This is a genomic window from Cardiobacterium hominis (assembly GCF_900637305.1).
Lineage (GTDB): Bacteria > Pseudomonadota > Gammaproteobacteria > Cardiobacteriales > Cardiobacteriaceae > Cardiobacterium > Cardiobacterium hominis.
Window position 1 is genome coordinate 2,113,607 of the sequence record NZ_LR134365.1, and the last position, 23,833, is coordinate 2,137,439.

The window sequence follows — 23,833 nt, forward strand, 5'->3', positions numbered from 1 at the left end:
AACATCAAAACATTGCAGGAGACCAAAAATGGATGCCTACAGTCATATTACGCCCATTGAGCGGGGTTGCATAATGACTTTGTTCAACCAGGGTCATTGCCCCGCCGCTATTGCTACCATGTTGAAGCGCCACAGATGCACCATCTTGCGCGAACTGAAGCGCAATAGCGATGGCGAAAGCTACGACGCCAGCAAGGCGCAGGAGAAATACGACAGCAGGCGTAAGCGCTGCCGCCGCAAGCGTAAACTTGATGACCCGGAACTTTTTGCCCTGGTCAAGGAGAGGTTTCTGAAACTGCACTGGTCGCCGGAGCAGATTCAGTACCGCTTGCGCCACGAAGGCCGCCCGCACGCCATCAGCTACGCGACTATCTACCGCGGTATCTACGCCGGGCGTTTCAATGACCCCGACTGGGTGATAAGCGGCAAGCAAAGGCTGCGCCACCGTGGCAAGAAGCGGCGGCGCAAGGGCGAGCCGACACGTGATAACTTCCCTGTTGAGCATGCGCTGTCGGCGCGTCCGCCAGAGGCACAGGCGCGGGAGCGCATGGGCGACTGGGAAGCTGATACCGTTGCAGGCGTGGTGGGTGGTGCGGTGTTGCTGACGTTGGTCGACCGTAAAAGCCGCTATCTGCGGTGCGTTCGGCTGGAGAAGAAGACGGCGGACGGCGTGAATGCGGCGATGATTGAAGCCTTGCGCGAGCAGACGGTACACAGCATCACGCCGGACCGGGGCAAGGAGTTTGCACGGCATGCGGTGGTGGCGGAGGCGTTGGGGATAAAAATATACATCCCGCCGCCGTACCAGCCGTGGCAACGCGGCACGAACGAGAACACCAACGGCTTGTTGCGTGAATATTTTCCGAAGCATCAGGATATTGCCCAATATCCTGATGAATACATTGAAAAGGCGGTGCTGGCATTGAATAACCGCCCGCGCAAATGTTTGCAGTGGAGGACACCTTATGAAGTGTATTTTGATGAGGCGTTGCACTTGGTTTGACAATTCGCCGTAAATGGGGTTTGTCGCTGATGCGGGATGTTTGCTGCCCCCACCCCGGGTACCCATGAAAAAGGCATCCGCCTTTTTCATGGGAGTCCCGTCCCTCCCCCACGGGGGAGGGAACTGATCGGCGGGTGTTTTGGCGATGGTTGCCGTAATGGCAACGAATGTTTTTCTGCCGTGCGTGTGGCGGGTGCTGGTCATGCGGGGTTTTTGTGCAGCATGGCGTAGTAGAAGCCGTCGCCGTCGTCGTCCGGCAGGTGCAGGCTGCCGTAGCCGGTGTCGGCGGGGAGGGCGAGGGTTTGTAGACGGGCGTCCGGGTGCGCGGCGAGGAAGGCGCGGATGTTGTCCTGGTTTTCAGCAGGCAGGATGGTGCAGGTGGTGTAGAGCAGGCGGCCGCCGGGTTTGAGGGTCGGCCAGAGGCGCTCCAGCAGTTGGCGTTGGCTGGCGGCGAGGCGTTTTAAATCGGCCGGGGTGCGCAGCCAGGCGATGTCCGGGTGGCGGCGCAGCACGCCGCTGCCGCTACAAGGGGCGTCCAGGAGGATGGCGTCGAAGGGTTTGCCGTCCCACCAGGCGGCGGTATCGGCGGCGTCTGCGGCTTTGAGGGTGGCGCGCAGGCCGAGGCGATCAAGGTTTTCTTGGACGCGCACGAGGCGGTCGCGGTCGTGGTCAAGCGCGAGTAATTCGGCGGTGGGTGCGAGTTCGAGCAGGTGGCCGGTTTTGCCGCCGGGGGCAGCGCAGGCGTCCAGGATGTGTTCGCCGTTTTGTGGGGCGAGCAGGGTGGCGGCGTGTTGCGCGGCGGCGTCTTGTACGCTGACGGCGCCGTCGTTAAAGCCGGGGATGTGTTGGACGTTGTGGCCGTGCGTCAGGGTAATGGCCTGCGGGTGCAGCGGGTTGGCGCGGGCGTCGCCGTGCGCGGCGAGCCAGGCAGCGCGGTCGTGTGTGTGGTTGAGGCGCAGGGTGAGCGGCGGTTGGCGGCTGTTGCTGGCGGCAATCGCCGCTTCTTCGGCGGGGTATTGGCCGCGCAGCCAGTCGGGCAGGTTGGCGGTGGCGGCGTTTTCGAGTGCTTGTTGCCAGTGGGCGCGCTCGCGCTGGACGCGGCGCAGGATGGCGTTGATGAGGCCTTTGGCGCGGGCAAGGCGGTGGTGCGGCGCGAGGTTCACGGTTTCGTTGATGACGCCGTGGTCGCCGAGGTTCATTTGTAGCAGTTGGTAGAGGCCGAGGTTCAGGATGATGGCAAGCGGGTGGCCGGGTGTTGCCGGCGGTTTTTCCATCATTTGGGCGCAGAGGGCGGACAGCGCGCGGTATTGGCGCAGGGTGCCATAGACGAGCGCTTGGTAGAGCGCCTGGTCGGCGGCGCTGACGCGGCTTTTGTCTTGCGCGAGGAGGGTGTTCAGTGTGCGGTGCTGGTTGATGACGCCGTCGATGGTGTGCAGCGCGGCTTGTCTGGCTTTCATTGGAGTTGCTGTCCGGTGAGGTCGCGACTGTGGCGCAGGGCGGCGGCATCGGTCGCGGTTTTGCCGGGCAGTTGCAGGCGGGTGATGCGCAGGGTGCCGTCGGCACAGGCGACGTCAAGGCCGTCGGCATGGTGCGCGGTGATGGTGCCGGGCGCGGCGGCGGGGGTGTGGTTCAATACGTGCGCGGCGTGGATGCGCAGCACTTCGCCGTCGAGGGTGGTGTGGGCGATGGGCGTCGGGTTGTAGGCGCGGATTTTGCGGTCAAGGGTGGCGACGGGTGCGTGCCAGTCAAGGCGCGCCTCGGCTTTGTTGAGTTTGTGCGCATAGGTGATGCCGTCTGCCGCTTGGGGCGTCGGCTGGCGGGTTTGCGCGAGGACGTCCGGCAGGGTGCGCAGCAGGGTGGCGCTGCCGAGCGTCATCAGGCGGTCGTGCAGGCTGGCGGCGGTGTCGTCGGCGGTGATGGGCAGGCGCGCTTCTGTCCAGACGGCGCCGGTGTCCAGGCCTTTATCCATTTGCATGATGCAGATGCCGGTCTCCGCGTCGCCTGCTTCGATGGCGCGCTGGATGGGGGCGGCACCGCGCCAGCGCGGCAGCAGCGAGGCGTGGATGTTGAGGCAGCCAAGGCGGGGGTAGGCGAGAAACCACGGCGGCAAGAGCAGGCCGTAAGCGGCAACGATGATGAGGTCGGGGCGCGGCAGTTCGGCAAAAGGCGGCGCGTCGGCGTGCAGTTTTTCTGGCTGGGCGACGGGGAGGTTATGCGCGAGTGCGGTTTCTTTGACGGCGCTGGCAGTGAGTTTGCGCCCGCGTCCGGCTGGGCGGTCAGGCTGGGTAAGGACGCCGTCAATGGTGTAGTCGCCGCTGTTAATCAGCGTTTGCAGGCTGTGCGCGGCGAAGGCGGGGGTGCCGGCGAACCAGAGGCGGGCGCTCATGTCTCGCGTTCCTTTTGCAAGAGGGATTTGGCGAGTTTTTTCTCAAGGCGTTCGCGTTTCAAGCGCGAGAGGTGGTCGATAAAGAGAACGCCGTTTAAGTGGTCGATTTCGTGCTGGATGCACACGCCCAACAGGCCTTCCGCCTCGCCTTCGCAGCGGCTGCCGCCGAGGTCGTAGTAGGCGTAGCGGATTTTTGCCGGGCGCTCGACGTCGGCAAATTGTCCCGGCAGGGACAGGCAGCCTTCTTGCCAGCTCGCCGTTTCTTCGGAGGTGGCGATGATTTCCGGGTTTATCAGGACGAGCTTGGTATGGGGAATCGGCGCGTCCGGGGTTTCGGTTTCGTCATCTTCGCGGCGCTCCGGCACGTCCATGACCACGATGCGCTGGTGAATGTTCACTTGCGTTGCCGCGAGGCCAATGCCATGCGCCTCGTACATGGTGGCGAACATGTTGTCGGTTATCGTCTTGAGTGCATTGGTGAATTGGCTGACGGGTTCGGCGGTTTTGCGCAGGCGGCGGTCGGGATGGATGAGGATGTCAAGCAGCGGCATGTGTGGGTCCGGGAAAAATTTTTACCGAAAAATGAATTTTTGGTATGAAAATGGTTAGGAAACCGCTATTATACGCGAACAGCCCTTACGGGGTGAAATGGAACCGATGAGATCAGATAGGAGTAATTATTGTGTATAAAAGCCAATTAAAAGGACTGGGCATCGCCCTGGCAGTGGTCCTGGCGGGGTGTACTTCGCCGCGCGACCCTTTCCTGAACCGGCAGGAGCGCCCGACCGAGCTCTGTCTCAATGACGGCAGCTTCCCGCGCCAGCTTGCCAATACCGATGACGCCTTCCAGCAGCAATACCCGATGCGCTATGTGGTGAAGAAGGGCGATACGCTCTGGGGCATCTCCAAGCGCTTCCTCATCCAGCCCTGGTACTGGACGAACATCTGGTATGACAACCCGCAAGTCAAAAACCCGCACCTTATTTATCCGGGCGACGTCTTGAGCGTGGTCGCCATCAACGGGCAAAAACGGGTAACGATTGTGGAAGCAGGCGAATATCACGGCGTTGATACCGGCCGCACGACCCGCGACGGCCTGCCGATTATCCGTTACTCGCCGCATATGCGCGTTGACAACTTCGGCTCGCGTCCGGTTTCCATCGCAGGCGATGCCATTCAGGCACACGCGCTCAAGACCCGCATCCTGCGTCCGAACGAAATCCAGAACCTGCCGTTTGTCCTCGGCGACGCGGGCGATTACCTCACCCTGACCGAGCAGCAGGAAATCTACGCCAAGGGCATGAACAACGCCCAGCAAGGCCAGACCTACGGCATCTTCCGCCCGATTGGCGAGCCGATCGTCGATCAGGCCAAGTACAAAGGTCAGAAACAGGCTCCGGCGATAGGCTACGAAATGCGCTACATCGGCGAAGTCGGCGTGGTGGGCTATGACGTTGCCACCGACCTCACCAAACTGCACATTCAGGAAGCGGTCGAGCCGATGCACGAAGAAGACGTCGTCCTGCCGATTGACGCGCACGAAGACCCGCTCAACTACTTCCCGAAAATGCCGTCCGGCCAATGTTCACGCGGCTACATCATCCGCAGCTCGAACATCTACCCGACCATCAAGGAATTCGATACCGTCATCACCAGCTTTGGCCGTGATAACGGCGCCGAAGTCGGCGATATCTGGAAGATCGTCCGCGAAGGCCCGACACGCCAGATGAAAGGCCAACCGGTACAAGTCCCCGGTCGCCAGGTCGGCTACCTGATGATTATCCGCGTCTATGACGACGTCAGTATCGGCTTCGTGCTGGATTCCAACGAAAGCATCTACGAAACCGATTCCCTCGTCCGACCCTGATGCGCTTTGACCTGCGAGCCTGGTGCGCGCTCCTGCGTGCGCCGGGCGTCGGGAGCAAAACCTACCACACGCTTCTGGAAGCCTTCGGCTCGCCGGAAGCGTTTTTTCATGCCCCGACCGCCGACATCCGCAAACGCCTGCCTAACCTCAGCGCCGACAAAATCGCCGCCTGGCAGGCGATGCTTAACGACCCCGCGGTAAATGCCGACCTTGACTGGCTGCAACAGGGCGATGGGCGGCACATCATCCCGCTGCATCACCCCGCCTACCCGCCACTCTTGCGCGAAACCGACGACGCACCGCCGCTACTGTTCGTGCATGGCGACGCGGCACTGCTCGCTTCCACGCAAATCGCCATCGTCGGTAGCCGCAACGCCACCGAACCGGCGCGGCGTACCTGCCACAGCTTCGCGCAGGATTTTGCCCAAGCGGGTATTACCGTCACCAGCGGCCTCGCGCTCGGCATCGACGGCGCCGCGCATGAAGGCGCCTTGCGGGGCGGCGGCAAAACCATCGCCGTCGTCGGTACCGGGCTTGACCGTGTCTATCCCGCCCGCCACCACGACCTCGCGCACCGCATCAGCGCGCAGGGGGCGATAGTCTCCGAATACCCGATTGGCACCGGCGTGCGCGCCGGCAACTTTCCGCGTCGCAACCGCATCATCAGCGGTCTCGCCCTCGGCGTACTGGTCGTTGAAGCCTCGGCACAAAGCGGCTCGCTCATCACCGCCCGCCTTGCCGCCGACCAAGGGCGCGAAGTCTTCGCCATCCCCGGCTCCATTCACAACCCGCTTGCCAAAGGCTGCCACCGCCTCATCAAAGACGGCGCAAAACTGATCGAAACCGCACAGGACGTCCTCGAAGAACTCTACCCGCTGGCGCGCGCCAACCTCGAAATGCAGATACAAAGCGCGCCGCCAGCCGCTGAAACAACCGACAATGACAGCCATCCGCTGCTGGAAGCAATGGGCTTTGACCCCTGCCGCGTGGACGACCTCGTCGCCCGCCTCGATTTGACGCCCGCAGAAATTTCCGCCATGCTGATAATATTCGAGCTGGACGGTCGCGTCGCCGCATTGCCGGGTGGCATGTTCCAGCGCCTCTCCTGACTTACCGGAACAAAAAGCCAGCCATGAGCAAACACCTCCTCATCGTCGAATCCCCGGCAAAAGCCAAAACCCTGCACAAATACCTCGGCAAAGACTACGAAGTCATGGCCTCCTACGGCCATGTGCGTGACCTCGTCCCGAAAAACGGCGCGGTCGATACCGCCGACGACTTCGCCATGCACTACGAAATCATCGAGCGCAACGCCCGCCACGTCAACGAAATCACCAAAGCGGCGAAAACCGCCGAAAACGTCTACCTCGCAACGGACCCCGATCGCGAAGGCGAAGCCATCTCCTGGCACCTGCGCGAAATCCTGCGCGAACGCGGCGCGCTCGATAACAAAAACGTCTACCGCGTTGCCTTCCACGAAATCACCCAAAACGCCATCCAGCAAGCCGTCGCCCACCCGCGCCAGCTCGAAATGGACCTGGTGAACGCACAACAGGCACGGCGCGCGCTGGACTACCTCGTCGGCTTCAACCTCTCGCCGCTCCTGTGGCGCAAAGTCCGCCCCGGCCTCTCCGCCGGCCGCGTACAATCGCCCGCGTTGCGCATGATCGTCGAACGCGAGCGCGAAATCGAAGCCTTTAACAGCGAAGAATACTGGGATATCGCCGCCGCCATCAGCTACGGCGGCCAAGAATTCCCCGGCAAACTCACCATTTACGCTGGCGAAAAAACCAAAAAATTCAGCTTCACCAACGCCGCAGACACCCACGCCGCGATAGACGCGCTCAAAGCTGCCGCACAAGGCGTGCTCACCGTCGCCGAAGTCGCCAAAAAAGACAGCAAACGCAACCCGGCACCGCCCTTCACCACCTCCACCATGCAACAGGCGGCGGCGAACAAACTGCATTTCGGCGCACAAAAAACCATGCGCGTCGCGCAGCGCCTCTACGAAGCAGGCCACATCACCTACATGAGAACCGACTCGGTCAACCTCGCACAAGAAGCCATCAGCGCCATCCGCACCTGGGTTAGCCAACAATACGGCGCCAACTACCTGCCGGACAAACCGCGCTACTACAAAACCAAAGCCAAAAACGCGCAAGAAGCGCACGAAGCCATCCGCCCCACCGACTGCGGCCGCGACGCGGCAAGCCTCGGCCTCTCCGGCGACGAACACAAACTCTACGAACTCATCCGCAAGCGCGCTATCGCCTCCCAAATGGCCTCCGCCATCCTCGAAAACGTCAGCGCCGACCTCCATGCGGGCGATGACAAAAACCAGTTCCGCGCCAGCGGCTCCACCGTCAAATTCCCCGGCTACATGAGCGTGTACCAGGAAGAGCGCGACGACAAAGACGAAGACGACGACAACCGCCTGCTGCCGCCGATGCAAGCGGGCGACCGCCTGCAACTGCTGGACATCCTCGGCAACCAGCACTTCACCCAGCCGCCGCCACGCTACTCCGAAGCAGCCCTCATCAAAGAACTCGAAAACAACGGCATCGGCCGCCCCTCCACCTACGCCAGCATCATCAGCACCCTGCAAGACCGCGAATACGTCGAACAAGAAAACCGCCGCTTCATCCCGACCACCATCGGCAAAGTCGTCAACGACTTCCTCACCAAACACTTCGAGCGCTACGTTGATTACGACTTCACCGCCCGCCTTGAAGACGACCTGGACGCCGTCTCGCGCGGCGAGCGCGCGTGGAAACCGCTGCTCGGCGACTTCTGGAGCGCGTTCTCGCACCAGCTTGACGAAAAAAAAGACATCCCGCGCGAAGAAGTCATGCAGGCGCGCGAACTCGGCACCGACCCGAAAAGCGGCAAACCCGTCAGCGTCCGCTTTGGCCGCTTCGGGCCGTTTGTGCAAATCGGCAGCAAAGACGACGAAGAAAAACCCCAATTTGCCAGCATCCCGTCTGACCGCAACATGGACGAAATCACCCTGGAAGAAGCGCTGGAATTGTTCAAACTGCCGCGTGTTGTCGGCCACTCCGAAGAAGATGGCGAAATCGTAACCAGCATTGGCCGCTTCGGCCCCTACGTGCGTTACGGCAAGCGCTACGTCTCCCTGCCCAAAGAAGAAGACCCGCTCACCATCACGCTTGAGCGCGCACTCGAACTCATCGCCGCCAAAAAAGAAGCCGACAGCCAAAAATACATAAAAGAGATAAAACATGGCGACGAAATATTACAAGTATTGAATGGTCGCTTTGGCCCATATGTAAGCAATGGTAGTATTAACGCATCTATCCCAAAAACGATAGAACCGGCCTCACTCGAACTCGAAGCCGCCCTGGAACTCCTCGAAAAAGCCAAAGAACGCAAAGCCAAGCGGGGAACGACGGGCAAAAGCACCACAAAAACCGCGAAAAAAGCCAGCACTGCGACAGGGAAGACGAGCCGCAGCAAGGCGACAAAAACAAAAGAGAGCAAAAAATGATAGACCCGCAAGAACACAGCCTGGACGACCTGCGCCACGGCTTCGGCTTCCTCATGCACGACACCACGCGCCTGATGAACCGCTACTACGACCGGCGCGTGCGCATCTACGGCATCAGCCGTACCCAATGGACGCTTTTGACCTACCTCTCGCGCTACGAAGGGGTCAGCCAGACGCGGCTCGCCGAATACATGGATCTGGCGCCGATGACGCTCACCCGGCAAATCGACAAACTCGAACGCGAAGGACTGCTGGACCGCCGTCAGGATCCGCAAGACCGCCGCACCAACCTCATCTTCCTCACCGAAAAAAGCCAGCCGCTGATGAACCACATGCACGAAATCGCGGTAGAGGCCAAAGAAGCGGCGCTGAAAAACTTCAACGAAGGTGAACGCGAAATCCTGCGCGACTACCTCGTGCGCATGCGGGAAAACATGGCCTCCGCCTGAACCGCTCCCCATTCTCGAAAAGCCCGCAACTGCGGGCTTTTCAGCGCTGCAAAACCTGCCACCGATATGACCCACCGCCTCCTGCCGTTCCTCATGACCGCCCTTGCGCCGCTCATCTGGGGTTCAACTTACCTCGTCACGACCACATACCTCCCGCCTGAGCGTCCGCTCACCGCTGCTGTCCTGCGCGCCTTGCCTGCCGGACTGCTCCTGCTGCTATGGACACGCGAATGGCCGCGTCGCCAAGAAGTCGCCCGACTTATCGTTCTTGGCATCCTCAACATCGGTCTGTTTCAGGCGATGCTGTTCATCTCCGCCTACCGTCTGCCGGGCGGATTGGCCGCTATTCTCAATTCCACCCAAACCTTGTGGGTACTTGCCTTTATGGCGCTTGCGGGCACACGACCGCCGCGGCTGGCGTGGCTTTCGGCCGCACTTGGTGTTATCGGTATTGTGCTACTCGTCGCCTCGCCGCAAACACAGCTGGATTCCCTCGGCATCGCAGCGGCACTCTGTGCGGCGTTGTCCATGGCAGCGGGCATCATCTTCACCAAACGCTGGCATCTGCACCTCTCCGTACTGGCGCTGACGGGTTGGCAACTTTGTATCGGCGGACTATGCCTGCTGCCGTTTGCCCTTTGGTATGAGCCGCCTTTGCCTGCGCTTGGCGCGCGCCATATCGGCGGTTACCTGTACCTGAGCTTATGCGGAGCATTGCTTGCCTACGTCCTCTTTTTTCGCGGTGTCCGCCATCTCTCGCCTGCGACCGTTACCTCGTTGGGGCTGCTCAGCCCGCTCTGCGCCTTCGCTCTTGGCTGGATTTTCCTCGACCAACACTTTGGCTGGCGTGCGATTACCGGTTTTGCGCTGGTACTGGCATCCATTTACGGCGTGCAGCGGGCGACGGCGTGCATGGCAAAGTCGCAGTCAATGGTGTGATCGGGGTAGTCCAGGGTTGCGACGATGCCGAGCGCCCAGAGCAGTATCCAGTAGGCTTCGTATTTCCACACCATGTTGATGTTGTCCTGTTCGCTGGCGCGGGCGGCAAAAACCATGCTTTCGTTGGGCGTGATGCCGTCGGTAACACCCTATTGTTCGAGGCGGTCGTGACACCAGGCGGCGCCGGCCTCGCTGTAGCTGCCGTCGTGTTGGGCAAAGGCCGCCTGGATGGCAATCAGGCAGGCGATGGCGCGGCGCGCGATTTCTTCCGCGCTGCGGATGCGCGCTGCGTCTGCCGCTTCAATAACGGGCAGACTGTCGAGACAGGGAATGCCGCGCGCTTGCAGTTTGGCGATGGAAGCGGCTTTGCGGGTTTCAGGGCTTTTCGGCATGGGATTCTCCGGTAAAGGTTCGGGCGGCACTATGCCAGCAAGCCTCTGCTTCCTTATCTAGCAATCCACACAACGCCCTGTGCGGCGTTGCGTGTACCGCTAGATAACCAAAGCCTCACGCAACCTGACGGCGAAATTTGTACCATGACGCCACGCCAACCTCGCCGGAAACACTTATGCCTAACGACGCCCCCGCCAAAGTCCTTCTCGTGCATGGCCTTTTCATGCGCGCCACCATGCTGCGCCCGATGATGGCACAACTGCGCCGTCGCGGTTACCAGTGCCTCGCGCTCACCTACCCAACACGCACGCAAACGCTGCACGACAGCGTCGCCCGCCACCTACCGCAGATTCAGGATTTTGCCGGCGACGCCCCGCTCCATGCCATCGGCCACAGCCTCGGCGGCCTTTACCTCCGCCATCTGCGCCAGCAATGGCCGCAGGGACTGGCGCGCGGCCGCGTCGTCACCCTCGGCACGCCGCATCTGGGCAGCAAGGTGGGGCGCTATTTTCACGAACACCCCTGGCGCCGCCGCATTCTCGGCCACTGCTGGGAGCAGGGGCTGGATGGCGAGGCGCCGCCGTGGGACAGCACCATCCCGCTACTCAGCATCGCTGGCACAAAGGCCATCGGCGTGGGCAATGCGCTGCATATTTTCGCTGCCGACGAGCCGAACGACGGCACGGTTGCGGTCAGCGAAACGGAACTGCCACAAGCCGCCGCCTTTTACCGCTTGCCGACCTCGCACAGCGCGTTGCAATTTGACCGCAAGGCGGCGTTACTCGCCGACCGTTGGTTTCGCAGCCTGCCGCTCGCAGATAAAAACGCTTAATAATCATCCGTCTAAAAAAGTTTTTATTGTCCGCCTTGAAAGCGCCGCGCCCTAACCCTATCTAGGGCGTTGTGTCATTAAACACCCCCGCGACAGCGGGATTTTTCATCTATCTATCTTTTCAGGAGCTCATTCATGAACCTTCGCCCTCTGCACGATCGCGTGATCGTCAAACGTCAGGAAAAAGAAACCACCACCGCCGGCGGCATCGTCCTCGCCAGCAGCGCTGCCGAAAAGCCGTCTGAAGGCGTCGTTGTCGCCGTTGGCCCGGGCAAGAGCAAGCACGGCGAAGTCCGCCCGCTGGATGTCAAAGTTGGCGACCGCGTGCTGTTCGGCAAGTTTTCCGGCTCGGAAGTGAAAGTTGATGGCGAGGATTACGTCATCATGCGTGAAGAAGAAATTTTTGCCGTTATTCAATAATTCATAAACCATTCAGGAGTTAATACATGTCAGCTAAAGAAGTCCGCTTCGGCGAAGCCGCCCGCAAAGAAATGCTCAAAGGCGTGAACATCCTCGCCAATGCCGTCAAAGTCACCCTCGGCCCGAAAGGCCGTAACGTCATCCTCGAAAAATCCTTCGGCGCGCCGACCATCACCAAAGACGGCGTTTCTGTTGCCAAGGAAATCGAGCTGGAAGACAAGTTCCAGAACATGGGCGCGCAAATGGTGAAAGAAGTCGCCTCCAAGACTAACGACGTCGCCGGCGACGGTACCACCACCGCCACCGTCCTCGCGCAAGCCATCGTCAGCGAAGGCCTGAAAGCCGTTGCTGCCGGCATGAACCCGATGGACGTCAAACGCGGTATCGACAAGGCCGTCTTGGAAGCCGTGAAAGCGCTGCACGCCATGTCCAAGCCGTGCGAAACCCACAAGGAAATCGCGCAAGTCGGCACCATCTCCGCTAACTCTGACAGCACCGTCGGCGACAAAATCGCCGAAGCGATGGAAAAAGTCGGCAAAGAAGGCGTGATTACCGTCGAAGAAGGCCAAGGCTTGGAAGACTCGCTCGAAGTCGTCGAAGGCATGCAGTTTGACCGCGGCTACCTCTCGCCCTACTTCATCAACAACGCGCAAAACCAAAACGTTGAGCTGGACGCGCCCTACATCCTGCTGCACGACAAGAAAATCTCCAACATCCGCGACCTGCTGCCGATTCTCGAAGGCGTCGCCAAATCCGGCAAACCGCTGCTGATTGTTGCTGAAGACGTCGAAGGCGAAGCACTCGCTACCCTGGTTATCAACAGCATGCGCGGCATCGTCAAAGTCGCCGCCGTCAAGGCGCCGGGCTTCGGCGACCGTCGCAAAGCCATGCTCGAAGACATCGCCATCCTCACCAACGGCCAAGTCATCTCTGAAGAACTGGGCATGACCCTGGAAAGCTCCGACATGACCGTCCTCGGCACCGCCAAGCGTGTCGTCGTCGGCAAAGAAAACACCACCATCATCGGCGGCAGCGGCGACTCCGCGAAAATCGAAGCCCGCGTGGCCAGCATCCGTGCGCAAATCGAAGAATCCACCTCCGATTACGACCGCGAAAAACTGCAAGAGCGCGTCGCCAAACTGGCGGGTGGCGTTGCCGTCATCAAAGTGGGCGCTGCGACCGAAGTTGAGATGAAAGAGAAAAAAGACCGCGTTGAAGACGCGCTGCACGCCACCCGCGCTGCCGTTGAAGAAGGCATCGTCCCCGGCGGTGGTGTTGCTCTCATCCGCGCCGTCAAAGCCATTGAAAACCTCAAAGGCGAAAACTACGACCAACAAGTCGGCATCGACATCGCCCGCCGCGCGATGGAATACCCGCTGCGCACCATCGTTGCCAACGCAGGCGTTGAGGCCGCTGTCGTCGTGGATCGCGTCAAGGCCGGCAAAGACAACGAAGGCTACAACGCTACCAGCGGCGAATACGTCGATATGCTCGCTGCCGGTATCATCGACCCGACCAAAGTCACCCGCTTTGCCCTGCAAAACGCGGCCTCTATCGCCGGACTGATGATCACCACCGAAGCGATGGTGGCAGAAATTCCGAAGAAAGAAGAAGCCGCGCCGGACATGGGCGGCATGGGAGGCATGGGCGGCATGGGCATGATGTAAGCCCTGCGCCTAGGGCGTGTTGACAATTGAGACATCCCCCTCCCCCGCGGAGCGGGGGAGGGTCGGGGAGGGGGTATAAAAAGTCGCGTAGCGACGGCATTATTCAAAACGAGGTAGTCCTCAAACGTATGTTGTCATGCGAGGTTTGATTATCCTGCCCTCACCCCAACCCCTCTCCCAGAGGGAGAGGGGTTCGTTTGTCAAATTGTCAACAGCCTCTAGCGCATTCCCGCACCAACGCGAAACCGGACACTGCAAAGTGTCCGGTTTTTTTGTGTGCGCGGAAAAACCATGCAGCACGGACAGAAATGGCCGATAATCGCCATGACAAGACAGCTTGCCTTGTCGTAATTTTTCAGAAAAGGATTGAAATATGAAGAAATTACCCCTTAAGTCCCCCATGCTGGTGCTCGCGCTGTTGCCGCTTTTACTCGCTGCCTGCGGTGGCAGTGATGACAAGGACAGCGGCGCAAACAGCAATAATCCGGCCGACCCGCAAGCCGGTGCAACGCAAAAATCCAAACACCCGCCCATCCCCGATACCGGCGTCGCGCCGCCCAATGACGAAGAAAAAGCCGCATTCAACGCGAGCAAAATCTCCATTGAACCCTACAACGCCCTCAATGGCGCCAAACCTGCGCCGTTCCTGATTACGGCGGAAGATGGCACGCCGACCCGCGGCTTTGACGGCGAAAACGCACAACGCGATTTCAGCAAACTGCCTTCTGGCTTTACCTCCGTGAAAGGCACGCTGACTCTGGTCAAGAACGATAATAACGGCGGCACCAACCCGACGCCTACCCCACCGAAGAAAGACGACAAGGACAACCAGGCCGTCACCCTGCGCAGCTACCAGGGCTTCCGCAGCGGGGTCGTTGTTGGTTACTACGATGCGGGCGGCGTTGCCAGCAGCGACACTTACGGCATCACCACGCCCGTTGCGCAAATCCCCGTGAGCGGCAAGGCAACCTATACCGGCGCCGCCTTTGACCGCCTCGACCGCGGCACCTTCATCTACAACGTGGATTTCGCCACCCGACAAGGCGATGGCCGCATCGAAAACATCAGCCGCTTTGGCATGATCACGCTGAAAAACGCAGCGCTGACCGAGATGAACGGCGGCTTCGGCGTGACCGGCAACGCCAGCGACCGCTATAAACAGCCGTTGGTTTATCAGGCGATGTTTTACGGCAACCGCGCGGAAGAAATGGCCGGACAGGTGGTTAATACCGACAACCGCGATGTCGTCGGCTTCCACGGGGCGCGCGGCGATATCGTCCAGTAAGCGCGTCTGTTCGCATAAAAAACGCCGGATATCCGGCGTTTTTTATGGATGCGGTTCAGAAATCGTTGCGGTAGCGGCCGATGGCATTGAGGAACAGGATGAGCATCAGCAGGTTGATGTTGATGGCAAAGTCCGCGCTCTCGTACTGGTAGTAGAAGTTGAGCGCGCTGGGCAGATAAAGCGAAAGGCCGCCCAGTTGCAGGGCGACGCTTTGCAGGCCAAAGAGGAGGATCAGGGTGATGATGCCGTTGGCGCGGCAACGGAAGCATTGCACCGCACCATAAATGCCCGCCGCGGCGGTGGCGAGCGCGAGCAGGTTGGCAAAGCCGCTGTAGCCGGTGAGTTTGATGACTTTGCAGTATTCCTTGATGTGCGCCAGGTCAATGTGCATGCCGTGCTGTTGGCAGCCCGCACCGGCAAAGGTGGCAACGCCTATCAGGCGCAGCAATGTCCAGAGGCTCAGGGTAATGGCAATGGTGGCGAGCAGGCCGGTTTCAAAGGTGAGGGAAATTTGTCTTTTTCTCATGGGGCAACGGGATGCGGTGGCAGGGTGGCAAGGTCCCAACGTGCCTGGACGGCGATGTCGAGCGGACTGTCGTGGCCGTCGTAACGCTGCGCGGCGGCGAAGGCAATCATCAGGGCGTTGTCGCCGCAGAGGGCGAGCGGCGGGAAGTACACGCGCCGCCGCTGTTTTTCGGCTTCTTGTTGCAGGGTCTGGCGCAGCAGGCGGTTGGCGCTGACGCCACCGGCGACGACCAGGTCGCGGTAGCCGGTTTCTTGCCAGGCGCGGCGGCATTTGATGGCCAGTGTTTCGATGACGGCTTGCTGGAAGGCGGCGGCAATGTCGGCGCGGGTTTGCGTGTCGTTGCCCTGTTTTTCGAGGTGTTCTTCAATGAGCAGGCGCACTTGGGTTTTGAGGCCGCTGAAGCTGAAGTCCATGCCGGGGCGGTTGGTCATCGGCCGTGGCAGCGGGAAGCGGTTGGCGTCGCCTTGTTCGGCAAGCGCAGCCAGTTCGGGGCCGCCGGGGTAAGGCAGTCCCATCAGTTTGGCGGTTTTGTCGAAGGCTTCTCCGACAGCGTCGTCCAGCGTTTGCCCCAGCAGGCGGTATTTGCCGGGGGCGTCCACCGCCATCAGTTGGGTATGGCCGCCGGAGACGAGCAGGGCGACAAACGGCACTTCGGGTTGCGCTTCGGCCAGTAGCGGCGAGAGCAGGTGGCCTTCCATGTGATGAATAGCAATCGCGGGGATGCCGAGCGCGTAAGCGAGCGCGCGCGCGTAACCGGCGCCGGTCATCAGTGCGCCGAGCAGGCCGGGGCCGGCGGTGTAGGCGATGAGTTCGATGTCTTGCAGGGTCTTGTCGGCGCGCTCCAGGGCCTGTTGCAGGACGAGCGGCAGGCGGCGCAGGTGGTCGCGTGCGGCGAGTTCGGGGACAACGCCGCCGTGCTGGCGGTGCAGTTCGATTTGGGAATAGACTTCGTTGGCGAGGATGCCGTCGGCTTTGCTGTAGAGTGCGACGGCGGTTTCATCGCAGGAGGATTCGATGGCAAGGATTAGGGGAGCGCGCGTGGTCATGGGGCAGATCTTGCGGGAATGAGAAAGCCCCGCGCGGGGTGCGGGGCTGTCGGGCGACCAGGCAAGGCGGTCATGCAAGGAGCAGCAGCCGTTTGCCGATTTGGTCGGAGAGTTTGTTGGCGCCGTGCAGGATGTGGGCAAGCATGGCGTTTTGTGTGGACTGGATAAGGAGGATCAGCGCTTTGTCGTCGGCATGGACGGAGCTGATGTAAACCTTGCCTTTTTCGCTGTCGATGGTGATGGAGCGGGTCGCACCCAGCTCGAATTCTCCGATGAGCGAGGAACCCAAGGCAAAAAGGGAGCTACCGACGGCTGCAAGGCTGTCCGCGCTGTGCTTGGAACTGTCCGCATGTGCTGCGATTTCAAAGCCGTCCGGCGTGGCGAGGATTACGTTTTTCACGCCGGGGGTTTCTGCGGCGAAGGTTTCCAGTGCACGGGTGCAGTAGGTAACGAAGCTGCTTTCGCGGTAGTCTTCCAGTGTTGCCATGGGCGCTCCTTAATTCAGTTCTGCTTCGATGGAAGCTATCAGGGTTTCGACCAGCAATAATACATCATCGCGCTTGCGGGCATCCACTTCGAAGATGGGGAATTTGAAGTCACGCGCTTCCAGCAGTTTGAAGCCGTCAGCGAGCGTCAGATGTGCGCCATCCACGTCACAGTGGGTGATGCCGACGACGATGCTGTTCATGTTGTGGTTATGGAAATAATCTACGTAGTACGGCAGTTCTTTCGCTGCTTTCGGTGAGGAGCCGTCCACGAGGACAATGGCGCCTAGCGCGCCTTCGGTAACGACGCGCCAGACGAGCTCGAAGCGCTCTTGTCCGGGCGTACCATAGAGGCCGACTTTGGTATCCGGCGGCAAGAGGATTTGCCCGTAGTCAATGCCGACGGTAGTCAGCAGTTTGTTGTGGGCTTTTTTGTCGCTGTTGGCGACATCGGTCGAGATGACTTCCTTGTCGGACAGCGCCTTGATTGCCGTGGTTTTTCCGGCGCCCATGCTGCCTGCGAAGATAATTTTGAATTCTTGCATGTGAATGGTGTCTGGTTAGGTTTAGTTATAGTCCGAGTTTCGCGCGCAGACGTTGCAGCAGGCTGCGTTTTTGCTCCACTTTTTCTTTCTCTTGTGGCGTAAAAACGCGCTTGACGGGTTCATCAGCGACGAAACTTTCTTGCTCGACTTTTTGTACTTGTCCGGCCATTAACGTCGCAAAAAGGAAGCGGCGGATGCGGTCGTAGGAATAGGAGGTTTTTTCAAAAAGGGTGGCGATATTGACCGGATGCGATTGCGCGCAAGTCGCCAGGCGCAGCGCTTCGGTACGGCCATGTCGTCCCAGGGGCTGCGGGAAACGGATGAGGCGGTAATAAGCGTGGTCGTCAATATCGTGCCGCCCGTCCATATTCGATTGCCACAGGCTTTCAAACAGCCATAAATCAAATTGCAGTTTGCGTGCGTTATCGGGAATATCGTTATGGTCGGTTGCAATCCATGTCCAGGAATCAAAGCCGGGGACGGATTCACGCGGGTAATTGATATAAACCAATCCTTCGCGCGGTTTAATCCAGGTGGTGCTTTTATCGGAAGTGGCACGAATCACCATGTTATCGCGGCGGCGAATGTGGTCGAGCAATTCGCGGGTATCGGTGCTGCTGACGCTGGAATAAACTGGGCTTGCTGCTTCTGGCGCGGTTTGACTATTGGTGTGTGCATCTAATATCGGGGTGGTATTGGCACTGCCGAACAGTTTGCCGAGCCAGTAACTGTTATCGGCCTGCTCTGCTTCACGCAAGTCAAGCGCCGGATAACTGTGGTTTTTTGCCTGATTTGCGCCATCATCGCTATTAAAAGCGCAAACAATCGGGCAATTAACCAGCGAGATGTATTTCTGGATTTGCGGCGTGGATAAAAAGCTGGCATTGATGACAACGCCATTCAAGCCTTTATGATTGGCAGCAACCCACGTAATATCCGGATGGTCGGGGGTACTGTTGATGATTTTCTTGATGCGGTTTTCTGATTCCGGAGAGAATCCGAGCAGACAAATACTGTGATTATCCGGCATAACGAGGTTTTCCGTTTACAATAAATAAAAATTGCGCCCCCTATTTGGGGATAGGGAGCGCACGAGATCAGTCCTTGGATCAGGAGAAATCAAGCTCTTTCTCGAAAGCGCGCAATTCGTGGCGAGCCATGGCGAGGTTGGAACGTGAACGATCCAGAACGAGATAGAGGAACAATTTTTCGTTGCGCTCCAGCGGACGAATGAGGTGATAGCCTTTGCCCAAAGTGATGAGGATATCTTCAATGCTGTCGTTCAGTGACAGGGATTTGGAAACGCGACGCTTGGCATTGAGGACTTCGGTATTACCGGCGGCAGCGAGTTCGAGGTCAAGACCTGAACCTTCGGTAGCGAGTGCCAGACCGCTATCAGCATCAACCAGTGCGGCAGCTTTGAAACCATCAATGTCTTGCAGACTGCTAAGATCAATTTTAGCCATGTAGATTTACTCCAAGTGATATAACTATTTTGCATAACGCCCAAGGCATGAGGCATTATGCCTCGCCCGTACCCATCGCTGAAAAACGATGAACAACAAAATATTACCACAGAATTTCCGCCATTGTCGCGCGCAATTTTGCCAGCGGCGCGGATTGCTGCTGTAATGACGCCCTCTTTCTTAATGATTCGGGAGTGCCGGATGGAGCGAATTTTTGACATCACCACCTGGGAAGCGCTGGATGCGGCAGTCGCAGCATTGCGGCAATGTGCTGATAAAAAAGTCTATTATCTGGAAGGGACGCTGGGGGCGGGCAAAACGACTTTCGTGCAGCACTGGCTGCGGCAGGCGGGTTATAGCGGTGTGGTGCAAAGCCCTACCTATGCCCTTATGAATGAATATTATATAGGGCAACAGACTGTTATCCATGCAGATTTGTACCGTTTGGCGGCGCCGGACGAGCTTTTGTATCTCGATGTGCGCGACTGGAGCGAGCGTGCCACGCATATTTTCATCGAATGGGCACAAAACGGCGGTGATTACCTGCCCGCGGCTGACGTTTTCTGTCAGTTTGCCTTGCGCGACGGCAGGCGCTATTTGTCGGTTGCCGCCGCGTAAATTGCGCTTCCCCCAGCAAGACAGGCATAATGCAATCTTTCTACAAATTCAAAGGGAAACCCGTGCTGCGAACCGCAATACAGATGCTCTACGGCTGGCGCAAATTGCTGCTGATGCTTCTCTGCCTGTGCTTTGGCGCGCAGGCGCTGGCGGTAACCTTGCAAGACGTGCGTTATAACCGCCTGCCGGACAAAACCCAGCTCGTCCTCGACCTTGACCGCCCCACCGTCTTCCGCCAGTTCAGCCTCGCCGGACCGCCGCGCATCGTGCTGGATCTGCCCGATGCCGCACGCAGCGGCCGCGCCGGTCTGACCCTGAATACCGGTGCGGTGAGCAGTATCCGTACCGGCTTTAGCAACGAAACCACCCTGCGCGTTGTCATCGACCTGCTTTATCCCGCCAAGGCCAACATTTACACCATGCCGCCGGAAAACGGGCGCGGCAACCGCATCGTCATTGATATCTACGACAACCTTGCCGAACAGGCGCTGACCCTCGAATCGCTGGAAGAAGCGCAGCCGCCCTACGTCGTCTTCGCAGGCGAAGCGCTGGAAAACGGGCGCGACAACGGCGGCATCAGCATCGCCAGCCCACCGGGTTCAATGCCGCTGCCGCAAAATCCGCCGCCTGTCGCCAGCACAGGCTATCCCAACGGCAACCTGCCACGCACCAGCACCGCGCCGCCGCCCTTTATGCAAACCGCGCCGTTGCCGCAAACGGCGCCGCGTCCACAGCCGAACATCGTCGCTGTCACCCCGCCGCCGCGACCGGCTCCGAACGTCAGACCCATCCCGGCGCCGACGACCGTTACCGTTGAGCGCGACATCTCATCCACCGGCAGAATCGAAAAACAGAACAAAATCCTCACGCCGACCGCCATCTCCAAGCGCACCATTGTGGTTGCCATCGACCCTGGCCACGGCGGCAAAGACACCGGCGCGGTCAACCCGAATACCGGCCTGCGCGAAAAAGACGTCGTCCTGCAAATCGCGCACCGCCTGAAAAAACAGCTCAACAGCAGAAAAGGCTTCAGCGCCTTCCTCACCCGCGACGGCGACACCTACATCCCGCTGCAAGAGCGCCCGGCGAGCGCACGGCGGCGCGGCGCGGACATCTTCGTCTCCATCCACGCCGACTCCGCCGAAAGCGACCAACCCAGTGGCGCCTCCGTCTTCATCCTCTCCACCAAAGGCGCGAATACCCAGCTCGGCAAATACCTCGAACGCACCGAAAACACCGTGGACCAGCGCTGGGGCGTGGACGTCAGCAAATACGACAACGACGTGCAGCAGGCGCTACTCAGCATCCAGCAAGAAGCAACCATCGAAGCCAGTCATGCGCTTGCCAGCCGCACCCTGAACGAACTTGCCCGCTTGGGCAACATCCACGGCAAGCGCGTCAACAGCGCCAACTTCGTCGTGCTGCGCTCGCTCGCCGTACCCTCCATGCTGGTTGAAACTGCCTTCATCTCCAACCCCAATGAAGCGCGCAAACTCGCCTCGCCCGACTACCAGGAACAACTGGCGCGCGGCATCGCAAACGGCATCGCCCGCTACTTTGAAGAACACCTGCCGCAGCACATGCTGCTCGGCAAATGAGGGTGCGCGCATGACCGCCGGACGCAAAATCGTACTGATTGGCCCGATGGGCGCGGGCAAAACCTCGCTCGGCCGCCGCCTTGCCACCCGCCTGCGCTGGGAATTCACCGACACCGACCACGCCCTGTGCGCGCGCACCGGAGTGGACATCCCGACCATCTTCGCCGCCGAAGGCGAAGCGGGCTTTCGCAAACGCGAGCACGACGTGCTGGCGGACATCCTCGCCGAACCGCGCGACATGGTCGTCGCCTGCGGTGGCGGCATCGTTCTCAAAGCCGAAAACCGCCGCCTCATCGCCGGACAATTCCTCGTCGTCTTCCTCGACGTCTCCGTGCGCCGGCAAATCCTGCGCATCGGTCGCGACCGCAACCGCCCGCTCGTCCAAGAAGCCGAAAACCTGCAAGCCAAACTGGAGCAACTGCGCGACGAACGCCTCGGTCTCTACGAAGGCCTGGCGGACATCCGCGTCGATACCGACAACAACCACTTCACCAACTCCTTCAAAAAACTGCTGCACGACGTGGAAAACCGCCTGCGGCGCGAGAAATAGCGCGGCGCGGCGCTTCCGTGCCAAAAGAAACCCCGCTGTGGCGGGGTTTTTGATGGGTGCGAAGAATGCCTTGCGTGCGGCGAAATACTGGGGTGCTTACAGCGCCACCCCGTCTTCCTGCATCTTGCCGAGCAGGGCGGCGAGGCGTTTTTGCGGATCAAGCAGCGGGTCGCGGAGGTGCGCCAGCATCGCCTCCGCCGATTGCGCGACGGCTTCCGGCGTTGCCTGTACCGCACCGTGGAAGATAAACGGCGGCAGGAAGGTGGTTTGCAGCAGATGCGCGGTTTGTTGCAGCGGTTTCAGGAACTCGCTCATCGAGAAGCGGTTGTAGCCGCCCGCCTGGTAGGAGTCCGCCGGGCCGCCGGTGGAGATGAGCGACAGCCATTCTTTGCCGGCAAGCGCGTTGCCGCCCGCGCCGTACGCCCAGCCGTAGGTGAGGACATCGTCCAGCCATTGTTTCATCAAGGGCGGCGTGCTGTACCAGTAAAAGGGATGCTCGAAGACGAGGCGGTCGTGCGCGAGCAGCGCGGCCTGTTCGGCGGCAACGTCTATTTTGCCGTCCGGATAGCGCGCGTAGAGGTCGCGCAGGGTGATGTCCGCTTCTTGCGCGAGGCGCTGCGCCCAACTGCGGTGCACGGTGGATTTGTCGAGGTGCGGATGAAAGAGATTGACGAGGGTTTTCATGTTTGGCTCCGTGAGGGGGTTAAGCACATCTTAGGCGGCGCGATGCGCTAGCATAAGCCCCGTTTTGTTGTATGCCTTGTTGCCGGAGAGCCATCAATGCGAGCAGGTGATTTTGCGGATTTTGCGATTTTTGTGGCGATTGCCGAGGAAGGCAGTTTGCGTGCGGCGGCGGCGCGCCTCGATTTGCGGCCGTCCACGGTATCGCACGGGCTGCGCGCGCTGGAAGCGCGGCTCGGTGTGCGCCTTTTCCACCGCACGACGCGCAGTGTGGCGCTGACTGAGGCGGGGCAAGCGCTGCTCGCGCGGATTGCGCCGGCGCTTTCGACGCTGGAGGCGGCGGATGAGGCGGTCAATGATTTCCGCGCACATCCGACGGGGCAGGTGCGGCTTTCTGTGCCGCGCGGCATTGCGTCGTGTGTGTTGTTGCCGAAGCTGCGCGCTTTTGCCGAACGCTTCCCCGATGTGCGGCTGGATATTGCCGCCGAGAATGGCTTTGTCGATATCGTCAGCGCCGGTTTTGATGTGGGGGTGCGTCTGGGCGAGAGTGTGGCGCGCGATATGGTCGCGCTGCGCATCACCCCGCCGGTTCAGGCGGTGATTGTCGCCGCGCCGGATTATTTGGCGCGCTGTCCGGCGCCGCAGTCACCGCAGGATTTGGCCGGGCATCGCTGTATTGGTTTTCGTCAGTTGGGCGGCGGCAGGCTGTACCGCTGGGAGTTTGTGCGCGACGGGCAGGCGTTTGAGCAGGCGGTGTCCAGCGCGCTGGTGTTGGACGATCCGGAGCTGATGCTGGATGCGGCGATGCGCGGCTTGGGGCTGGCCTATGCGCTGGATGTGTTCTGCCGCGCTGCGCTCACAGACGGGCGGTTGCTGCCGGTGCTGGAGGGCTGGCTGCCGCGCTATGACGGTTTCTTTTTGTATTATCCGAACCGGCAGGTGTCGGCCGCGCTGCGGGCGTTGTGCGAGGTGCTGCGGGAGGGGTAAGGCGCGGTGTTAGCGGTAGTCGCAGGGGTATTCGTTTTTCAGCGCGTCTGCTTTGTCGAGTACGCTTTGCCGCATTTCGTCCTGGTAGGCGGCGAGGCGGTTGCGCAGGGTTTCGTCGCTGGCGCCGAGGATGCGCAGCGCGAGCAGAGCGGCGTTTTTCGCGCCATCGAGGGCGACAGTGGCGACCGGCACGCCCGCCGGCATTTGCAGGATGGAGAGGACGCTGTCCCAGCCGTCAATGGAGTTGCTGGAGTGGATGGGGACGCCGATGACCGGCAGCGGGGTGACGGCGGCAATCATCCCCGGCAGGTGGGCGGCGCCGCCCGCACCGGCGATGATGACGCGCAGGCCGCGCGCGGTGGCGGTTTTGCCGTAGTCCAGGAGGCGCTCCGGGGTGCGGTGCGCCGAGACGATGGTGACTTCGTGCGCGATGTGGAATTGGGCGCAGGTTTGTGCAGCCTCGCGCATGATGCGCAGGTCGCTGTCGCTGCCCATGATGATGCCGATTTTGTGCATGGTGTGTTGTGTCGGGTTGGTTTGGCTTAGGGCGTGTTGATAATTGAAAAGTCCCCCTCCCCCGCAGGG

The 23,833-nt window shown here is 60.3% G+C and carries 25 protein-coding genes and 1 pseudogene; 14 read left to right on the forward strand and 12 right to left on the reverse strand.

The genetic code is table 11. The annotated features are described in order from the left end of the window. Positions 1 to 28 precede the first annotated feature (28 nt). Entirely contained in the window at positions 29 to 1,003 is a 975-nt protein-coding gene (locus EL199_RS10280; protein WP_126316074.1) for an IS30 family transposase, read from the forward strand. Positions 1,004 to 1,203: 200 nt separating this feature from the next. Here the strand turns inward: EL199_RS10280 and rsmB are convergent, their stop codons facing one another. Genes rsmB through def form a run of 3 tightly spaced genes read right to left on the reverse strand, consistent with a single transcriptional unit; the run spans position 1,204 to position 3,940 of the window. Further along, entirely contained in the window at positions 1,204 to 2,460 is a 1,257-nt protein-coding gene (gene rsmB, locus EL199_RS10285; RefSeq protein ID WP_004141661.1) for a 16S rRNA (cytosine(967)-C(5))-methyltransferase RsmB, read from the reverse strand. Then, on the reverse strand, positions 2,457 to 3,389 hold the full coding sequence (gene fmt, locus EL199_RS10290; protein ID WP_004141659.1) for a methionyl-tRNA formyltransferase: 933 nt from the start codon (positions 3,387 to 3,389) through the stop codon (positions 2,457 to 2,459). Before fmt ends, rsmB begins: the two co-directional genes overlap by 4 nt. Beyond that, on the reverse strand, positions 3,386 to 3,940 hold the full coding sequence (gene def, locus EL199_RS10295; RefSeq protein WP_004141657.1) for a peptide deformylase: 555 nt from the start codon (positions 3,938 to 3,940) through the stop codon (positions 3,386 to 3,388). The genes fmt and def overlap by 4 nt, the downstream gene beginning before the upstream one ends. A 131-nt stretch (positions 3,941 to 4,071) precedes the next feature. Here def and EL199_RS10300 point away from each other — a divergent pair, with 131 nt between their 5' ends. The 5 genes from EL199_RS10300 to EL199_RS10320 all read left to right on the forward strand — a co-directional run bounded on the left by EL199_RS10300 (position 4,072) and on the right by EL199_RS10320 (position 10,149). Next, the gene (locus EL199_RS10300; protein ID WP_004141655.1) at positions 4,072 to 5,256 is read left to right on the forward strand and encodes a LysM peptidoglycan-binding domain-containing protein; all 1,185 of its coding nucleotides are present in this window, start codon (positions 4,072 to 4,074) and stop codon (positions 5,254 to 5,256) included. After that, positions 5,256 to 6,365: a DNA-processing protein DprA gene (gene dprA / locus EL199_RS10305; protein ID WP_004141653.1), complete on the forward strand. Its 1,110-nt coding sequence runs from the start codon at positions 5,256 to 5,258 to the stop codon at positions 6,363 to 6,365. Before EL199_RS10300 ends, dprA begins: the two co-directional genes overlap by 1 nt. 23 nt (positions 6,366 to 6,388) lie before the next feature. Continuing rightward, positions 6,389 to 8,761, forward strand: a complete 2,373-nt coding sequence (gene topA, locus EL199_RS10310) for a type I DNA topoisomerase (RefSeq protein WP_004141651.1) — start codon at positions 6,389 to 6,391, stop codon at positions 8,759 to 8,761. Then, complete coding sequence (locus EL199_RS10315) at positions 8,758 to 9,210, forward strand: MarR family winged helix-turn-helix transcriptional regulator (protein WP_004141649.1); 453 nt, start codon at positions 8,758 to 8,760, stop codon at positions 9,208 to 9,210. The genes topA and EL199_RS10315 overlap by 4 nt, the downstream gene beginning before the upstream one ends. A gap of 66 nt (positions 9,211 to 9,276) precedes the next feature. Beyond that, positions 9,277 to 10,149 carry an EamA family transporter gene (locus EL199_RS10320; protein WP_004141647.1) on the forward strand — a complete coding sequence of 291 codons (873 nt, stop codon included), beginning with the start codon at positions 9,277 to 9,279 and terminating at the stop codon, positions 10,147 to 10,149. Here the strand turns inward: EL199_RS10320 and EL199_RS13360 are convergent. Next, positions 10,095 to 10,541: pseudogene (locus tag EL199_RS13360) on the reverse strand (DUF4272 domain-containing protein). The gene EL199_RS10320 and the pseudogene EL199_RS13360 sit on opposite strands and share 55 nt — an antisense overlap. Before the next feature lie 176 nt (positions 10,542 to 10,717). Here EL199_RS13360 and EL199_RS10330 point away from each other — a divergent pair. The 4 genes from EL199_RS10330 (at position 10,718) to EL199_RS10345 (ending at position 14,746) form a co-directional block, all read left to right on the forward strand. After that, positions 10,718 to 11,374 carry an esterase/lipase family protein gene (locus tag EL199_RS10330; protein ID WP_004141643.1) on the forward strand — a complete coding sequence of 219 codons (657 nt, stop codon included), beginning with the start codon at positions 10,718 to 10,720 and terminating at the stop codon, positions 11,372 to 11,374. A gap of 135 nt (positions 11,375 to 11,509) precedes the next feature. Further along, a complete protein-coding gene (locus EL199_RS10335; RefSeq protein ID WP_004141642.1) occupies positions 11,510 to 11,794 on the forward strand; it encodes a co-chaperone GroES in 285 nt (94 codons plus the stop codon). Positions 11,795 to 11,820: 26 nt separating this feature from the next. Beyond that, positions 11,821 to 13,461, forward strand: coding sequence for a chaperonin GroEL (groL, locus tag EL199_RS10340; RefSeq protein ID WP_004141640.1), 1,641 nt, complete (start codon positions 11,821 to 11,823; stop codon positions 13,459 to 13,461). A gap of 373 nt (positions 13,462 to 13,834) precedes the next feature. Next, positions 13,835 to 14,746 carry a factor H binding protein domain-containing protein gene (locus EL199_RS10345; protein ID WP_004141631.1) on the forward strand — a complete coding sequence of 304 codons (912 nt, stop codon included), beginning with the start codon at positions 13,835 to 13,837 and terminating at the stop codon, positions 14,744 to 14,746. 55 nt (positions 14,747 to 14,801) lie between these two features. On the opposite strand, the gene EL199_RS10350 is transcribed toward EL199_RS10345, so the two are convergent. The 6 genes from EL199_RS10350 to EL199_RS10375 all read right to left on the reverse strand — a co-directional run bounded on the left by EL199_RS10350 (position 14,802) and on the right by EL199_RS10375 (position 18,814). Next, the gene (locus EL199_RS10350; protein ID WP_004141628.1) at positions 14,802 to 15,272 is read right to left on the reverse strand and encodes a hypothetical protein; all 471 of its coding nucleotides are present in this window, start codon (positions 15,270 to 15,272) and stop codon (positions 14,802 to 14,804) included. Next, positions 15,269 to 16,318, reverse strand: coding sequence for a tRNA (adenosine(37)-N6)-threonylcarbamoyltransferase complex transferase subunit TsaD (gene tsaD, locus EL199_RS10355; RefSeq protein ID WP_004141624.1), 1,050 nt, complete (start codon positions 16,316 to 16,318; stop codon positions 15,269 to 15,271). Before tsaD ends, EL199_RS10350 begins: the two co-directional genes overlap by 4 nt. Before the next feature lie 70 nt (positions 16,319 to 16,388). Next, positions 16,389 to 16,805, reverse strand: a complete 417-nt coding sequence (locus EL199_RS10360) for a roadblock/LC7 domain-containing protein (RefSeq protein WP_004141621.1) — start codon at positions 16,803 to 16,805, stop codon at positions 16,389 to 16,391. Between the two features lie 9 nt (positions 16,806 to 16,814). Beyond that, the gene (locus EL199_RS10365; protein ID WP_004141618.1) at positions 16,815 to 17,348 is read right to left on the reverse strand and encodes a GTP-binding protein; all 534 of its coding nucleotides are present in this window, start codon (positions 17,346 to 17,348) and stop codon (positions 16,815 to 16,817) included. Between the two features lie 25 nt (positions 17,349 to 17,373). Further along, positions 17,374 to 18,378, reverse strand: coding sequence for a hypothetical protein (locus EL199_RS10370; protein ID WP_004141614.1), 1,005 nt, complete (start codon positions 18,376 to 18,378; stop codon positions 17,374 to 17,376). 79 nt (positions 18,379 to 18,457) lie between these two features. Beyond that, positions 18,458 to 18,814 carry a roadblock/LC7 domain-containing protein gene (locus EL199_RS10375; RefSeq protein ID WP_004141611.1) on the reverse strand — a complete coding sequence of 119 codons (357 nt, stop codon included), beginning with the start codon at positions 18,812 to 18,814 and terminating at the stop codon, positions 18,458 to 18,460. Positions 18,815 to 18,871: 57 nt separating this feature from the next. Between EL199_RS10375 and tsaE the strand changes: the two genes are divergently transcribed. From tsaE to EL199_RS10390, 3 genes are read left to right on the forward strand one after another with little or no spacing between them, the layout of a single operon-like run. Continuing rightward, the gene (tsaE, locus tag EL199_RS10380) at positions 18,872 to 19,432 is read left to right on the forward strand and encodes a tRNA (adenosine(37)-N6)-threonylcarbamoyltransferase complex ATPase subunit type 1 TsaE (protein ID WP_232008296.1); all 561 of its coding nucleotides are present in this window, start codon (positions 18,872 to 18,874) and stop codon (positions 19,430 to 19,432) included. Between the two features lie 29 nt (positions 19,433 to 19,461). Then, positions 19,462 to 21,030 carry an N-acetylmuramoyl-L-alanine amidase gene (locus EL199_RS10385; RefSeq protein ID WP_004141606.1) on the forward strand — a complete coding sequence of 523 codons (1,569 nt, stop codon included), beginning with the start codon at positions 19,462 to 19,464 and terminating at the stop codon, positions 21,028 to 21,030. A 10-nt stretch (positions 21,031 to 21,040) separates the two neighbouring features. Then, the gene (locus EL199_RS10390; RefSeq protein ID WP_004141604.1) at positions 21,041 to 21,580 is read left to right on the forward strand and encodes a shikimate kinase; all 540 of its coding nucleotides are present in this window, start codon (positions 21,041 to 21,043) and stop codon (positions 21,578 to 21,580) included. A 96-nt stretch (positions 21,581 to 21,676) separates the two neighbouring features. Here EL199_RS10390 and EL199_RS10395 read toward each other — a convergent pair whose 3' ends face one another. Continuing rightward, a complete protein-coding gene (locus EL199_RS10395; RefSeq protein WP_004141603.1) occupies positions 21,677 to 22,264 on the reverse strand; it encodes an NAD(P)H-dependent oxidoreductase in 588 nt (195 codons plus the stop codon). A 96-nt stretch (positions 22,265 to 22,360) separates the two neighbouring features. On the opposite strand from EL199_RS10395, the gene EL199_RS10400 reads away from it, so the two are divergent. Continuing rightward, entirely contained in the window at positions 22,361 to 23,248 is an 888-nt protein-coding gene (locus tag EL199_RS10400; RefSeq protein ID WP_004141600.1) for a LysR family transcriptional regulator, read from the forward strand. 9 nt (positions 23,249 to 23,257) lie between these two features. Here the strand turns inward: EL199_RS10400 and purE are convergent, their stop codons facing one another. Continuing rightward, positions 23,258 to 23,764: a 5-(carboxyamino)imidazole ribonucleotide mutase gene (gene purE, locus EL199_RS10405; protein WP_004141598.1), complete on the reverse strand. Its 507-nt coding sequence runs from the start codon at positions 23,762 to 23,764 to the stop codon at positions 23,258 to 23,260. Positions 23,765 to 23,833 lie beyond the last annotated feature (69 nt).

Bases quoted from the DNA above. Each gene is read 5' to 3' on its own strand.
- EL199_RS10280 (WP_126316074.1), top strand. From the start codon at position 29: ATGGATGCCTACAGTCATATTACGCCCATTGAGCGGGGTTGCATAATG.
- rsmB (WP_004141661.1), bottom strand. From the start codon at position 2,460: ATGAAAGCCAGACAAGCCGCGCTGCACACCATCGACGGCGTCATCAAC.
- fmt (WP_004141659.1), bottom strand. From the start codon at position 3,389: ATGAGCGCCCGCCTCTGGTTCGCCGGCACCCCCGCCTTCGCCGCGCAC.
- def (WP_004141657.1), bottom strand. From the start codon at position 3,940: ATGCCGCTGCTTGACATCCTCATCCATCCCGACCGCCGCCTGCGCAAA.
- dprA (WP_004141653.1), top strand. From the start codon at position 5,256: ATGCGCTTTGACCTGCGAGCCTGGTGCGCGCTCCTGCGTGCGCCGGGC.
- topA (WP_004141651.1), top strand. From the start codon at position 6,389: ATGAGCAAACACCTCCTCATCGTCGAATCCCCGGCAAAAGCCAAAACC.
- EL199_RS10315 (WP_004141649.1), top strand. From the start codon at position 8,758: ATGATAGACCCGCAAGAACACAGCCTGGACGACCTGCGCCACGGCTTC.
- EL199_RS10320 (WP_004141647.1), top strand. From the start codon at position 9,277: ATGACCCACCGCCTCCTGCCGTTCCTCATGACCGCCCTTGCGCCGCTC.
- EL199_RS10330 (WP_004141643.1), top strand. From the start codon at position 10,718: ATGCCTAACGACGCCCCCGCCAAAGTCCTTCTCGTGCATGGCCTTTTC.
- EL199_RS10335 (WP_004141642.1), top strand. From the start codon at position 11,510: ATGAACCTTCGCCCTCTGCACGATCGCGTGATCGTCAAACGTCAGGAA.
- groL (WP_004141640.1), top strand. From the start codon at position 11,821: ATGTCAGCTAAAGAAGTCCGCTTCGGCGAAGCCGCCCGCAAAGAAATG.
- EL199_RS10345 (WP_004141631.1), top strand. From the start codon at position 13,835: ATGAAGAAATTACCCCTTAAGTCCCCCATGCTGGTGCTCGCGCTGTTG.
- EL199_RS10350 (WP_004141628.1), bottom strand. From the start codon at position 15,272: ATGAGAAAAAGACAAATTTCCCTCACCTTTGAAACCGGCCTGCTCGCC.
- tsaD (WP_004141624.1), bottom strand. From the start codon at position 16,318: ATGACCACGCGCGCTCCCCTAATCCTTGCCATCGAATCCTCCTGCGAT.
- EL199_RS10360 (WP_004141621.1), bottom strand. From the start codon at position 16,805: ATGGCAACACTGGAAGACTACCGCGAAAGCAGCTTCGTTACCTACTGC.
- EL199_RS10365 (WP_004141618.1), bottom strand. From the start codon at position 17,348: ATGCAAGAATTCAAAATTATCTTCGCAGGCAGCATGGGCGCCGGAAAA.
- EL199_RS10370 (WP_004141614.1), bottom strand. From the start codon at position 18,378: ATGCCGGATAATCACAGTATTTGTCTGCTCGGATTCTCTCCGGAATCA.
- EL199_RS10375 (WP_004141611.1), bottom strand. From the start codon at position 18,814: ATGGCTAAAATTGATCTTAGCAGTCTGCAAGACATTGATGGTTTCAAA.
- tsaE (WP_232008296.1), top strand. From the start codon at position 18,872: ATGCCTCGCCCGTACCCATCGCTGAAAAACGATGAACAACAAAATATT.
- EL199_RS10385 (WP_004141606.1), top strand. From the start codon at position 19,462: ATGCAATCTTTCTACAAATTCAAAGGGAAACCCGTGCTGCGAACCGCA.
- EL199_RS10390 (WP_004141604.1), top strand. From the start codon at position 21,041: ATGACCGCCGGACGCAAAATCGTACTGATTGGCCCGATGGGCGCGGGC.
- EL199_RS10395 (WP_004141603.1), bottom strand. From the start codon at position 22,264: ATGAAAACCCTCGTCAATCTCTTTCATCCGCACCTCGACAAATCCACC.
- EL199_RS10400 (WP_004141600.1), top strand. From the start codon at position 22,361: ATGCGAGCAGGTGATTTTGCGGATTTTGCGATTTTTGTGGCGATTGCC.
- purE (WP_004141598.1), bottom strand. From the start codon at position 23,764: ATGCACAAAATCGGCATCATCATGGGCAGCGACAGCGACCTGCGCATC.